Origin of the sequence: Wolbachia endosymbiont (group E) of Neria commutata (genome assembly GCF_964026735.1) — a bacterium.
Classification (GTDB): domain Bacteria; phylum Pseudomonadota; class Alphaproteobacteria; order Rickettsiales; family Anaplasmataceae; genus Wolbachia.
Genome location: NZ_OZ034692.1, coordinates 940,041 through 954,065, shown reverse-complemented (window position 1 = coordinate 954,065; position 14,025 = coordinate 940,041). Strand labels below are relative to the sequence as shown.

The following is a 14,025-nucleotide window of genomic DNA, read 5'->3' as shown; positions in this document are numbered from 1 at the left end:
GGTAGTTTGGTTTGGATGCAAGTTTAACGACTTTGAATACATCCATTTTCTCCTGTATCAACTGTATCCGTCAATTTTCTTGCTTTAATATTTATCGTTTTTTAAGACTAAGTGATTAAAATACTATACGACTATTAAAGTGAGGTTTAATTGTGACGGTAAATTTTCTAATAGAAACCAATATTTTACCATTCTACCTATATTTCGACTACATGTATAACGTCTAATCTAATTTGAAAATTGAACTTTGAATGCAGTTTTTAGTTGCTAATTTTCAATTTTAAATAGAAAAAAATGTTGACATATGCAACCATAAGGATATATAGATGATTAGCTTTTAATATTGAGGTTTTTAATATGACTACGTACGAAGAACAAAGGCAAATTGAAAAAGATACACAATTGTACAATATAGTAAAAGCTAAGGTAACAAAAAAAAGACATAATTTTATAACTTTCAGAGATGCAACACTCAAAAAGTGTAAAAACTTGTTAAAGAATGGTGCTGACCCCAGTAAGCTAAAACTACCTGAAGAAGATTTACAAAAATTATCTAAAGAACAAAAAAAGTATTATCGTGAATTCTCAAAAAAATTAAATACATTAGTTGCAAGAATCGAAGCTTTGCAAGTTACTCAACTGCAAAATAAGAATGCTCATAGAGCAAGTTACGATAGTGGAATCGAAAGCTGTGGTAGTGGTGATGATAATAGCGTAAGTGACGACGAACACTCAGATGATATCACACCTTTAATATCTAAGCCATATCCAGAACAATCTTCACAAGAAGTGCCTAAAAGTGAAGCAAAAATTTTAAATATTAGGAAAAAATTTAAAAATACTAAGAAAAAAATATTGAAAGAATATAAGAAAGGTACAAGAAGATTGGGAAAGCTAATAGTAGGAAAGAAAAATAGAATGCTATTATCAAATACCAACCCTCACTATGATCCTGCTAACACGAAAATAGTTAATGATTTTACTTATATAAACTCAGATACAGAAACAGAAATAAAAGATGACAGTAACTGTTTATTGGAAGCGATTCAAGAGAAAGACCAAAAGCAGTTTAAAAATCACTTAGAAAGTGGTGCTGATATAACTATTCGTGATAAAAAAGGCAATAATATTTTGCATCTTATTGCTTCACTAGAGAAGGAACAAAAGCATGAATTTTTAGATGAATTAAATAATAAAATTCAAAAAGAGGATTTAGCACAACTTATTAACAAGCAAAATGATAAAAAAGCCCCCCTTCAAGTAGCGCTGATTGCCAAAATAAACAAAGGAAAACATAAGTCTAATAAAACCAGAGGTGGTGATAATACACTTAAGTTTATTATAAAGCTACTAGAACTTGGAGCTAACCATAATCAGTTAGAGCTATCTGAAGAAAGCTTAAAAAAATTATCTGAAGAACAAAAAGAATATTATCGCTGTTTCTTGGGAAAATTAGCTGAGTTAGTGAAAAAATCCGAATTAAATCTAAATCAAGAAATAAAAAATCAAGTAATAATCAAAATTGCACAGATTGTTGAGGGTGGATACCCACTACATTCAGCGGTTCGTGATGAAGATAAAAATAAGTTCAATGAGCTCTTACAAAGTGGTTACAATATTACGACTCAAGATGCAGATGGAAACACAGTTCTACATTACGCTATAAAGTTAGAGAAAACGGTAAGATATGATTTTACTACGCTTATAGTAGAAAACAATAAAGAATTATTTAATACTAAAAATAATGATGGGCTGACACCTATTTATATACTATTAGAACGTATACGAAAGAAAAGTGAAGATCGATCTTGTACAGATAAGAAGTTTGAAGAGACTGGCAGATATCAAATTTTAAAGCTATTGCTAGAAAATGGCACTGATATTACTACTCAAGACAAAAAAGGCAATAATATTCTACATCGTATTGCTGTACTAAAAGGAGAACAAAAAGTTACATGTTTAAGTCTCATACTAGATTTAGTAAAAAAAGAAGTAATATCTGAAGATAAGTTGAGAGAGGCTGTAAAGGCTAGGAATAGTGATAAATATACTCCTATACAGGTGGCATTAATTAATAAAACAAAAAAAGAAAAACATAATCATATAAATCCCAAGAGTCGTGATAATACAATCAGGTTCTGTGTAAAGTTATTAAACAGCGCTGTTGATTCAGAGCAGTTAGTGTTGCCTGAAAAATCATGGAACAGAGAATATTATCTCACTATAAAAGGAGTAGAGAAATTAATGGGTAAATCACTTATTTCAGATGAAACGAGAACTGAACTGAAGTGTAATTTTGGCAAAAAGCTTAAAGCACGCGATATCATGAAGTATTTTAATAACGCTCTGTGTAAAATAGTGACAACGCTTGTATTTGTCGCTTTAGCCTATACGGTAATATCCAGTGCTTCTCAAGGAAGTATTACAGATGCAACTGCTGCATCTATTATAGCAGTTATCGGGGTTTGTTATCTCATTTACTTGAATGTAGAAAATATCTACGAAGGATTTGGAAAAATAAAAGCAAAATTTACTGCAAAAGAACAAGTTGTACCTCAAGATAATACGCCAACAGATAATATAGATTTAATGCAACACTCTAATGAAAATTTAGAAAATATGCCTAAAAATCAAGCAGCTCAAGAACTATCGGATCAATCAGAATGTGTTGAAGCACCAAACACTAAAATGAGTAATATATCGATAATGCGTCAATTCGTGAATAGTATTATTAGGTGTTTAGGGCTTTCAACCTAGGCAATGTTCAACAAATCATATGTGACAAGTTTAAGATATATAGCTCCAAAAAGAGATCTCTTGAATGAAAAACCTGGATTCTATTTTGAATCATGAGAAAAGAAAGAGGTAGAGCCAGCTCTACCTCTAGTTGTTGTTAAGATTATTATCTCTTAATTCCAACAACTTGATTTATCATATGATCAACTAACTTTGCTCTTACACCGTTATTTAGTTCTTCATTTTTCCTTAGTGTGTCAAGGTTTTCCTTACTAACTGAAACTTTTAATGGCTTTTTACCATCCCAGTTGCCAAATTTTGCTTTCATATCAGCCACCTGATCTTTATCGCCTACTTTAACTAATTGTACTGTATGGTCAGTAGCTTTGCTTTTAGTAGCATCAGTAGTTTTGCCTTCAGTATTTTCACCGTTAGCAGCTTCAGCAGGAGCAACATGTTTTAATGTAAGTGGAACTTCTTCTTTACCGTTTAATATTGCGTATACAGTTACCTCAGCATCAGCTTGTTTGTCACCTACTAATGCCTTATAGGCTTCAGTTGTGAACGTGAGGTGTAAACTCTTCTTACCATTATCGTCTTTTTCAATAATTTTGGCATCTTTCAGAAAAGGATCGGCAACAGTAGATAAGTCTATGAATCTATTTTTAGAACAATTTTTGCTAACACAATCTATATTAGCTTCCAAGTCTTTATTTTCTTGCAGTTGCTGAAATGAAGTAAAAGCACTGAGAGCAAAATATGCAGTCAAACCAAGTAAAATTGTAATTCCCAAAGGAGTGGCAAGAGCTCCAAGAAATCCTAAAGATGCAGGTAAATAAGATATTGCAATTGTTTTAGTAGCAATTCCTATAGCTATGACAGCGGATGCTAAAAATGCAGTTGTAGCTGCGCTATCCATACCGATTTTTGCTAAATGTGCAGCGTTTTTTGTATTAACTATACTCATAATAAACTCTCCTTATGTAAGGTTGATAAAAATTAATTATATATTAACAGTGCATGTAAGTCAATAATTTTTTTACATTATTATTTAATAAACATATAATATATTTTGCGTTATACTTTAATAAGTATAGATTTTTGAGATAAAATTATAGCTTAAATAAGCAAGATTTCCAGAAGCCATATACTAAAAATCTCCATTTACTTCGGTAATTTCTCTCTAGGGTTTTATCTTCTGTGTTTCGTCTCATACCTCACTCCCTCAAAAATGTTTCTTTTATCTTAACATTTTTGTCATCGAATTATGTGATCTTTACAGAGATGACAAGAGGAGGGCTACTGGAATGACAGAGAAAGAGAATCATTTGTGCACCTTTTAGTGAGTAGTCTATTGCTTGAATGACAAAATGACGAATTTGCCCACTTTTGTGATGCAAGTAGCGTGACTACTTGCATCCAGAAAAACTATTTTTTTATTCCAGAAAATGAAATTTCTACTCTACGGTTTTTAGCGTGCTCTTTTTCATACTTAGAATTTCTAGTATCATCTTTTATGTGAACTGAAGGCTCAGTTTCACCTTTAGAAGCAGTTCTTATTCTTTTTTCCAAATAAGGTGTGCAGTTAACTATGAATTTTTTAGCTGCATCTGCTCTTCTAGCTCCCAAAGCAAGGTTATATTCATGAGAACCACGAATGTCAGTATGACCTGTCAAAATAACTTTTGCATCAGGATTGTTTTGTAAAATTTCAACTACATCGAGCAATATATCAGCACTTGCTTCAGTGATCTTAGATTCATCATAACCAAAGAAAACTTTTTTATCACTTACTTTGTCACCCACTTGCTTAACAACAGGATTCATTTTATTTATTACATTTACTCCTTTCTTTGGGCAAGAACTTACCCCAGTAAGTAGCAAACAAAAACAGCACATAACAATCAGCTTACTCCACATTACTAGACCTCCATAATTTTAAATAGTACGTGACTTTAATTTCAGTAGCTAATAATCTCTCCATATTGAAATACAGTCAAGAAAAATTAAACACTAATTACCTTTTCTATAGCTTTATAATTAATTTTCCGATAAGACGCTCGACTTTCAGTAGAAAAAAACAATTAAAAGCATAATTTTTTATTGTACTTCAAGTAAATATACTTTTAATTTTATTGTTAATCTATTACGATATTAAATAGATGTTTTTTAAAGTAATAAGTAAAAATGAACAAATATGAAATCTTATAATTTTTTAGAGGAAGTGTTATATAGGGTAAAGAGTATTGATGGTACGTTAAAGGTGCTAAGTCAAAGCCAATTAAGTGTAGAGGACAAAATTGAACAAGTGAGTCTTATTGAAGAAATTAAACATGAAATCATCTCTCATGATTTAATAAAAGAATCATTAGCAGATGCTTTGAGTAAGAAAAACAATACACATAGTTGGCAGTTGAAATTAATAGAGAAGATGCATAAAAGCACCAGCGCTATTCCTGTTGATTTGGTAAAATCTTTGTCAAAAGCTAAAATTGAATGTCAAAATTTATGGAAGCTGTCTCGTTCTGAAGCTAGTAACTTAGTGAAGCTAAAAGAACGCTTTTCTGATCTAATTAAACTTGTTCGTGAAGCAGCTTCTGCTAAATCGAAACAATTAAAATGTTCAAAATACGATTCACTTCTTGCTGATTATGACTCAGATATAACAGAAAAAGAAATAAAGGAGATCTTTCCTCAAGTGGGCAAATTCTTTAGTGAAAGTGTAGGAAAAATAATTGAAAAGCAGAAGAAGGATAAAGCCACTAATATACAAAAAATTGCTGCTCAAAAGCAGGTTGAACTTGGTTCAGTATGTTTACAACAAATAGGTATTGAGTTAAATGAGGTTCGCATCCCTTATGATTATGTTAGTTCGCCTATAGATTACAATGAATCTGACTTTTGTTACGGTTTATTCTCGCTTTTGCGGTATAGTGGCTATGGTATTTTTCAAAAATATTTAGCACAAAACCATATAAGTAACCAAATAACAGGGTGCGTTATGTATGAAACTCAAGGACTGTTTATGGAAAGGATGATTGGGTCATCCAGAGAATTTACTGAGTTTATTCAGCCGCACATAAAGGAGAAATTTGCTATAAAAGGCAAAATTGGTGCGAAAGCCATCAGTGCTGAGAATTTGTATTTGATTTTCAATAAAGTAAATCTTTCCTCCTCTTTAAAGAATGCAGATGAATTCACTTTGTTGGCGCATATTATGCTGAGAACTAAGCTAGAGCAAGATATAATAAATGGTAAATTAGAAGTTAAGGATCTACATGAGGCATGGCTAGAAGGGACAAAGCACTATAAAATTCCAGTTAAAGCTGAAAATGAGTTAGATACTTATTTTCAAGATGAATATTGGGTAAGTGGTGTTATAGGTTATTTTCCACTTAAAATTATAGCTTTAATTGCTGTTGTGCAGATTTTTTCTTTCATTAAAAAGAATCATTATGAATCTTTAAGTGCTATAATAAAAGGAGATTTTAGTTTACTTATCAGCTGGTTATCTCAAAATGTATACAGTGCAAAGTGTAGCATTTTAGATTTGTTGAAAAATGTGACAGGCAAGAGCTTAGATGTTGAGTGCTATACTGATTACATGTCTGAAAAGTATGGTTTATCTGAGTAGCTTGAGTTGTATATGAATTTTGTTCGAAAATTGACCGGAAAGTTTTGCAATCTTTTTGTGTTCAAAGGTTTATTTGCTAGTGATATTGCTATAGACCTTGGCACCGCAAACACTTTAGTTTATCAAAAAAATAATGGAATAGTACTGGATGAGCCTTCAGTTGTGGCAAAAGTAAAAGAAAAAGGAAGTTATGTTCCATATGCTTTTGGTAAAAAAGCTAAGATGATGCTCGGAAAAACTCCTGGGGAAATAGAAGCGATAAGACCTTTAAAAGATGGTGTCATTGCTGATTTTAAAAGTGCGGAAGAAATGCTAAAACATTTCATACGCAGTGCAAACACGAAGTTTACTATTAATAAGCCTAATATTATTATATGTGTTCCATCTGGTTCCACTCCAGTGGAAAGACGTGCTATACAAGATGCAGCAGAAAGTGCTGGTGCAAATGAAGTATTTTTAATTGAAGAGCCGATGGCTGCAGCAATTGGGGCTGGTCTTCCAGTTACCGAACCTGAGGGTTCTATGATCGTTGATATAGGCGGCGGTACAACTGAAGTTGCAATCATTTCTTTGGGCGGGATTGTTTATTCACGTTCTGCCAGAGTGGGTGGTGATATTATGGATGAAGCAATAAAATCATATATTCGTGAAAATCATAAATTGCTAATTGGTGAAACAACAGCTGAAAAAATTAAGAAAAGCATAGGTTCAGCTAGTCTGCCAAGTGAAAATAATAAAGAGGGAATGATGATCAAAGGCAGAGATTTGGTTAGCGGTATGCCGAAAGAGATGCTTTTATCAGAATATCAAGTTGCAGAGAGCTTAATAGAACCTGTGCATCAGATAATTTCTGCTATTAAGACGGCACTGGAGAGCACTCCACCTGAACTTTCTTCTGATATAGTTGACAGAGGAATAGTTTTATCTGGTGGTGGCGGGTTATTGCGTAATTTAGGCAAGGTTATCAGTGAAACAACAAAGCTACCAGTCCGAGTTGCAGATGACCCGCTTTGTTGCGTTGCCCTGGGTAGCGGAAAAGTGCTTGAAAATATGGATTATTTTAGCCACGTTTTATTTAAACAGGATTAAAGAAGAAATTTTTTGCGAAATTTTCTCATCTTATGGCATACACATAAGATCTTAGGGATTTTTTAGGGAATAATTGAATACAGAACACCCTATGCATAATAGGTTAAAGTTAGCTACTGTAGCGGATTTTGGAATATTCTAGAATTACCATATAGAAAAGTTCATGGACATCGGGTATGGAGGTTAGTATACGAAAAGAACTTGCTCTCTGTTGCATTATGTAAAATAATCAAAATTGCCCACATTCCTATATATTAGCTATGGTATAAATTTTAATGAGGCCATATGTGATTGAGAGAGAGAACAAAAAATTTGACAAATTTACAACAAAACTGAAATTAAGCAGTAAACATAATAATTTTGATTGATACTGATTTCTAACTTAAAAATATTGCATAAAAAACTTGCATTGCCGATTTTATCAACTAAGATCGTATGACAAATTTGATGCTAGATTTAACACGAAATAAAGAGGGTTTTTATGCTAAAGGTAAAATATTCAACAGACTATTTAAAAAAAGAAGTAGTTAATCAATAAATTACTGAGCCATTAGAGAAAGATCATGATATAGAACAAGTAGTCAAACAGCAAGGAGCTATGCGCTTTAAACGTTCTGATGATACTCTAGGTGTATAGTCCCTAATACATGAGAAAATTACCATCAAAGGAGGAGTTATAGGTGCGCTAAAACAACAGAGGGCGGTGCGTAGAGCAATAGAAAATAGTCAAGAGGTATCAGCAAAGCTTTCTGAGCACTATACCAAAAACTATCGTAAAATTATGCAAAACAGCTTAAAACTCTCAAGAGTCTGACACCATACGAATTTATATGTAACCGGTGCTCCAGATACTTAATCCATGCCATCACACTCTGGGGCTATACATCTTAGCTGTCAATAAAAATATTATTATACTTTTACAAAGCATCAATACATAGGCCAAAAATAATATTCACATATAATTAACTCAATTTTTATATTATGCGGTCTGGAATTAATATTTTTTAGGGTTATATATGTCTTACAATGAAGAGGGTTTGATAAGGGTGAAGAGGGGCGTTAGCGCAAGCAAGAAACATCCAGATGATAAGGAAGAAAAAGTAGAGCTGAAACCTACTCCGCTATCAACAACTATAACCCCTCCTTTGCCACCAGCACAAGTTATAGAAGAGAGACCAAGTAGTATCATTTTGGAAGAAACTCCTTTAGTATTTCCATGTTATACAACAGGTTTTGCAGATCTTGAGAGAGAGCTTGCGAGAGAAGAACAGTCACAGTTGTTTGGCAAAATTCGTAATTTAATTGCTTGTTCTGTTGCACATTATGGTAGTCTGTGTTTACCAGAAATCGACCGTCAAGTTGAGAACTCGGTAGTAGATATTACAGAGCGCTTATACTATGCGTTGAGTGCTATAAAGGATAATAACTGGAATGAATATGAAACTAATGCACATGAATTAAATAATTTATATAAAGATCTTAACTATTATCTACAAAAAGTCCACAGAGAATACAATGAGAAGATGGATAGACTGTTCATAACAGACGAGCGATTTAACTCTGATGAGAGAAAAAATAAAATACTAGAAATGGCAAAAAAATACCAAAAGCCAGCCGGAGAGGAAAATGAAAAAAAGCTGGAATTTGTGCTTTTTGCCAATAGAGCTATTAGAAGTCTTGCAGTTGAACATGTAATGGAGGAGTTTATAAATGATATTATGCCACACGCAAGAATTGTGCTTAATGAAAATGGTCTTATAGAGTCGAAGGTGCAATTGCACGACGAAGCAGAGAAGAGTCAGATGCATTATGCGCACAGTTAGAAGAGCATGATGAACAATTAATTGGTGCTGAAGGTTTAAGAGCTGAAATTAATATCATATTGAATGGGTATGAAATCGATGTTGTAAGTCCTATTGTATCAGGATTCGGATTAAACTCTAAACAACATAAAAATGCAATCAGAGAAAGAACCGCTTTGGAGCAAATTGTACGTGATTTAAATTCACAAGATAAAGTAATAGTTCAACAAGCTATTAACAATGCACAACACAACAAAACTGTTCAACAAATGCTAGCCGATAAAAAGCTTATTCTCATTACTCCAACTTGCAAACCATTTAAAGATTCTCACGATAAGAAAGATGATCACGATGATTCCAATGGAGGACATGGTGGCAATGATCCAAAGCCTGGTCCATCTGGTGAAGTAAGATCAATTGAGAGTGCAGAAGCATGATCGATTGTAGATATACCAGAAGCGGGTAGTGGTTTTGTTAAAGCTGTTGATGATTTAACAGGTCTAATAGCAGAGACAGCGGAAGCAGAAAGGGTGTATCGAGTTTTAAATGGAGATTGTAGAGAATCTAAAGAAATTAGCTTTAAAGGTTTTTGGAAATGGGCAAAGGGGTCTTGTAAACATAGCCACAAAGATTATGAAAGTTATAATCTATTGTCAACTCAGAGAAATGAAAAAATGGAAAAGTTTCTTGAGGGAATAGAATATGCAGTAAATTTCATAGATCATCTAGAAAAAGAAAGCCCTTCGAGTGAAGTTGGTGTGTCATCAAGAAAAATTAGAGTGCTACAAGAAGCAAAAAAACTATTTGAAGTAATGAATTATGCAAAAGATACAAACGGCAGAGGTGAGGCTATATATGCTTATCAAGCAGATGATATAAGCAAAAGCTATACAAAAGGAAAAATAGAAAAATTGGAAGATCTACTCAATAAAATGGATTCAGTAATTGACAGGGAAGTTGATAATTATTCCCATCTGCATAACAGCATCATTCAAAAAATATCTCATGCAGCTGCTGATATAGTTACAAACACTAAAAAATATCATATAGCAGAAGCTGATGCAGCAATGAAAGCTGGTAATTTAGGGGATGCAAGAAAACATGCAGAGCGTGCAAAAGAATCTATAAAATATGACTTCAGCCCAAAAGGAGTGCAAAGCTATAATGAAGGAGATTGGAAAAATATCACTCTTGCTTGAATTTGTGCAGCAATATGCTAGAGAGAAGCTTGATATTGCAAAAGCATCTTCTGAGGAATTAGAATTCTTTATGCGGGTATATGAAAAAATTATTGATAAATATACGCAAACCCTGAGAGAAGAAGATGCTTCATGTAAAGACCTCGTTCTAAAAATAGCCACTAAATCCAAACTTATAGATATAAAAACTGACTTAGATACCGCGCTAGAAGAACTGAATGGAATCAAAACAGAAAAAAGCAATTCTCAAGAAATTCATGATCTACTAACTAAAACCCTACAAGAAGAGCATTATCTGATAAGTAGAGTGTCAGATTATTCATTTGGTAAGATATTGCCAACACTAGATGCTTATAGTGTAATATTTGGAACAGAGAAAAATTTACTTGATTCAGTCAATTTAAGTAAATTACCAAGTTTATCAAAGCATTTTTCCATCGATCCTGAACAATTAAGAGCTGATATTGATAAAACATTTGCTGACATGAAAAAAGTTGCAGGAATAGATACACAAGTCGATGCTCTAAAATGCGGCTGTATAGCAATGAATAATGCTCTTACAGGTGATGGCCAGAATGCAGCCCAATATCTTGGAGACAGTCTAAAAAGTCACGTAGATAGATGCGTAAGCGGAGCGGATAAATTCCTAAGTGCAGGCTTTGAGCCTTTATTAAAAGATATGCACGATAAGAATTTTTACAGAGATAAAGCACCTGATTTTTTATCATTTAATAAACTCATGTGTTCTATTCACAATGACAATTTGCATAATGAGCCACATATCTCAGCACCACAAACAGTTTCTTTACCGGATCCAATACCAGCTCCTCCGATACCTAATCCTACTGATGGCCTCCCTCCTATTCATGTTGAGCTTTAAGAAAGGAGGTTACCGTTCAATTAAAACTCGTTCTCATAGCCGTTATGTAAAATGGATCAATTACAACCAGCTGAAGCTGGTGGTTTGAGTAAACGCTTGTAAAGCAGATTATAAGTTTTATAGTACTTTCCAAAGCAAATGATAACTGTATAATGACCATTTAGGCATGTAGGAAAAGTGATGGTATACAGTAGACCCCCTGCGAAAAGGTAGAAAGTAGGTAAAAACGACTAAAAAGCATGTAAAATGAAAGTTTTAGGAGAGGGAAGATGGCAATAAGTTACGTAAAAATAGCAAGAACACCATATATTTTTAGACAATTGACAGGGCTCACAACATCTGAATTTGAAAAAATTGTGGCAAAAGTGCGTCCAGAGTGGGAAAAAATGGAGGCGAAAAAGAAATGTCACGGAAGAAAATCGCATGTTGAGGAGCTAGAAGACAGGATTTTATGTGTTCTAATTTATTACAGAACGTACATAACGCATCCATTTTTAGGGTTTTTGTTTAATTTGCACAACTCAAATATTTGCCGACTTTTTAAGAAAATGTAGCCATTATTGGCCAAAAAAATTACTATAAAAAAGGATAGAACGCTGACGCCAGAAAGGATTTTAAAAATTTTAGCAGACGTCACGGAGCAACCGATACAGCGGCCGAAAGACAGCAAAAAACGTAAGAAAAGTTATTCCGGAAAAAAGAAAGCAACCACAATAAAAACCGAAATTGTGATCGGGGGAAATGGGCAAATTCTGTCGATTTCGAAGTCGCATAGAGGTCGAATGCATGATTTTCGCATAAGGAAACAGGAAAAATTGTTGCCCAAAGATAGCATAAAATATGCCGATTCTGGGTATCAAGGTTGGCAAAAACTGCAGAAAAACGTTGTGATTCCGTACAAAAAACACCGTAAAAAACCACTAACGGAGGTGCAAAAGGAGCATAATCGAAAGCTGGCATCGTTCAGGATGCGTGTGGAAAATAAGATTCGCGAGATAAAAATCTTCAAAATAATGTCAAATGTTTACCGCAATTTTCAGAAGAAATACAACATGAGATTTAATATTATAGCAGGAATTGTGAATTTGAGGCATTATTTTTAATAATTTTTGGGCTGGGGATTTCTTACCAGATTTTATCAGCAACTTGCTTCACGTTGTTTCGCAGGGGGGCTAGTCTCGTTAACATCTAGCCCTTTTCCTATAAAGAATTCCATCATTTCTAGATTGCAGTTACTAGCAGCCAGATGTAACATACTTACCATGTTACTATCTTTAGATGCTGTAAATCTAATATTCGCTCCCCTTCCAACAAGCGATTGCACAACTGCTAAATTGTTATTTTCAACAGCTTCGGACAATGGTGAAGTGAATTTTTCATCCCTGTTAATGAGATTAACATCTGCTCCTGCATCTATTGATAATTCGGCTAACTTAAGAAAACCTTTCTGTATAGCTAAGTCTAGCAACTCTTGTGGCTCATGTTTTTTTAATAAACAGTCTAAAGGCGTTTCTTTCTTGTTATTCTGAATTGTATGATCTGCACCACTGCTTAATAGGTATTCTGCAATTTCTAAATGTCCATTTCTGGTAGCGTAATGCAGTGCTGTGTCACCCTCACTGTTCTGTATACCAACAAGACCTTTAAATTCATCATCTACAGAGTTTAGTGTACGCTGATGCTCTAAGAATAGTCGTACAATCTCAAAGTCTCCGTTCCAACAAGCAAAATGGAGGGAGTTGTTTCCTGCAATAGTAAGTTTTTGTAAACCTCTTGGCATAATTCAACCCTCACAATTTAACCAACCCATCAAAATTATATATACTAATAAGTTAATTTGCAATGAATGTTAATATCGCGCATAAGTTTAAGAGATTGTAAAAGTATAATTTGATGATATCGCGCAAAACTTTAGGTCTTGTTTTGCTAAAGAATGATGCACCTATCAGGCTTTTTTATTCTTAAATGTACAGTCCCAGAGTGTGATGGCATGATATATGAGAAGTTACCATTAAAGGAGGAGTTGCGGTTACATGGGTGCGCCAGAACGACAGAGGGAGTATGTTGAGCAATACAAAGCGGCTTAAGGGTCTTACCCCCATATGAATTTATATGCAACCAGTGCACACAATTTCCTGAGTTATTTATACTTAATCCATGCCATCATACTCCGGGACTGTACAACGTTTATTGATTTTTTACCATTTATTTGTATCTATTTTTAAAATCATACTAGATTGGGGATGTCTGAATTTTATTCTACTGGAAGGACAAGAAATTTTTGCCAAGGTATTGACTATCAAAAATTGTGGCTAATGCTGTTTTTAAAGAGTGCAGTAGAGAAAAAGTACTCTTTCCTCTTAGCCACAGAAATGAGTGCAGTTGCAGGTTTTGATGATATTGTTTTTCGGTACAAACAAAATGGAACAACAGTATACATGCTTATACAAGTTAAACATAAGGAAGATAACAGTAAAAAAATTTGTGTAGATGACCTCTTGACACGAAGTGGTAATCTCGACTTAGCAAAGCACTTTGCTGCCTTTTTAGAAATTCAATATAATAAAGAACTCAAGGATAAAATAAAAGACTTTTTTTTGTTACAAATGCTGATCTTGGTCATGAAAGTCTAGCAAGGGAGAACATTGCAGTCGAAACAATAGAAACACAGAACAATTTCCTCAA

At 33.7% G+C, this 14,025-nt stretch carries 11 protein-coding genes and 1 pseudogene; 9 read left to right on the top strand and 3 right to left on the bottom strand.

The annotated features are described in order from the left end of the window. Positions 1 to 357: 357 nt before the first annotated feature. Positions 358 to 2,757 carry an ankyrin repeat domain-containing protein gene (locus AAGD89_RS05040; RefSeq protein WP_341807996.1) on the top strand — a complete coding sequence of 800 codons (2,400 nt, stop codon included), beginning with the start codon at positions 358 to 360 and terminating at the stop codon, positions 2,755 to 2,757. Positions 2,758 to 2,902: 145 nt separating this feature from the next. On the opposite strand, the gene AAGD89_RS05035 is transcribed toward AAGD89_RS05040, so the two are convergent. After that, on the bottom strand, positions 2,903 to 3,703 hold the full coding sequence (locus tag AAGD89_RS05035) for a hypothetical protein (RefSeq protein ID WP_341807995.1): 801 nt from the start codon (positions 3,701 to 3,703) through the stop codon (positions 2,903 to 2,905). 461 nt (positions 3,704 to 4,164) lie between these two features. Continuing rightward, positions 4,165 to 4,656 carry an OmpA family protein gene (locus AAGD89_RS05030; protein ID WP_341807994.1) on the bottom strand — a complete coding sequence of 164 codons (492 nt, stop codon included), beginning with the start codon at positions 4,654 to 4,656 and terminating at the stop codon, positions 4,165 to 4,167. A 277-nt stretch (positions 4,657 to 4,933) separates the two neighbouring features. Between AAGD89_RS05030 and AAGD89_RS05025 the strand changes: the two genes are divergently transcribed. From AAGD89_RS05025 to AAGD89_RS04995, 7 genes and pseudogenes are all read left to right on the top strand, one after another. Next, complete coding sequence (locus tag AAGD89_RS05025) at positions 4,934 to 6,370, top strand: carboxypeptidase (protein WP_341807993.1); 1,437 nt, start codon at positions 4,934 to 4,936, stop codon at positions 6,368 to 6,370. 12 nt (positions 6,371 to 6,382) lie between these two features. Further along, positions 6,383 to 7,459, top strand: a complete 1,077-nt coding sequence (locus AAGD89_RS05020; protein WP_341807992.1) for a rod shape-determining protein — start codon at positions 6,383 to 6,385, stop codon at positions 7,457 to 7,459. Positions 7,460 to 8,475: 1,016 nt separating this feature from the next. Beyond that, the gene (locus tag AAGD89_RS05015) at positions 8,476 to 9,282 is read left to right on the top strand and encodes a hypothetical protein (RefSeq protein WP_341807991.1); all 807 of its coding nucleotides are present in this window, start codon (positions 8,476 to 8,478) and stop codon (positions 9,280 to 9,282) included. A gap of 59 nt (positions 9,283 to 9,341) precedes the next feature. After that, a complete protein-coding gene (locus tag AAGD89_RS05010; protein WP_341807990.1) occupies positions 9,342 to 9,698 on the top strand; it encodes a hypothetical protein in 357 nt (118 codons plus the stop codon). 93 nt (positions 9,699 to 9,791) lie between these two features. After that, on the top strand, positions 9,792 to 10,460 hold the full coding sequence (locus AAGD89_RS05005; protein WP_341807989.1) for a hypothetical protein: 669 nt from the start codon (positions 9,792 to 9,794) through the stop codon (positions 10,458 to 10,460). Further along, the gene (locus AAGD89_RS05000) at positions 10,426 to 11,340 is read left to right on the top strand and encodes a hypothetical protein (protein WP_341807988.1); all 915 of its coding nucleotides are present in this window, start codon (positions 10,426 to 10,428) and stop codon (positions 11,338 to 11,340) included. The genes AAGD89_RS05005 and AAGD89_RS05000 overlap by 35 nt, the downstream gene beginning before the upstream one ends. Before the next feature lie 269 nt (positions 11,341 to 11,609). Continuing rightward, a pseudogene (locus tag AAGD89_RS04995) lies at positions 11,610 to 12,443 on the top strand (transposase). A 35-nt stretch (positions 12,444 to 12,478) separates the two neighbouring features. Here AAGD89_RS04995 and AAGD89_RS04990 read toward each other — a convergent pair. Beyond that, positions 12,479 to 13,120 (bottom strand): ankyrin repeat domain-containing protein, encoded by a 642-nt coding sequence (locus tag AAGD89_RS04990; RefSeq protein WP_341807987.1) that lies wholly within the window; start codon positions 13,118 to 13,120, stop codon positions 12,479 to 12,481. A 463-nt stretch (positions 13,121 to 13,583) separates the two neighbouring features. Between AAGD89_RS04990 and AAGD89_RS04980 the strand changes: the two genes are divergently transcribed. Further along, on the top strand, positions 13,584 to 13,973 hold the full coding sequence (locus tag AAGD89_RS04980; RefSeq protein WP_341807986.1) for a hypothetical protein: 390 nt from the start codon (positions 13,584 to 13,586) through the stop codon (positions 13,971 to 13,973). Positions 13,974 to 14,025: the final 52 nt, after the last annotated feature.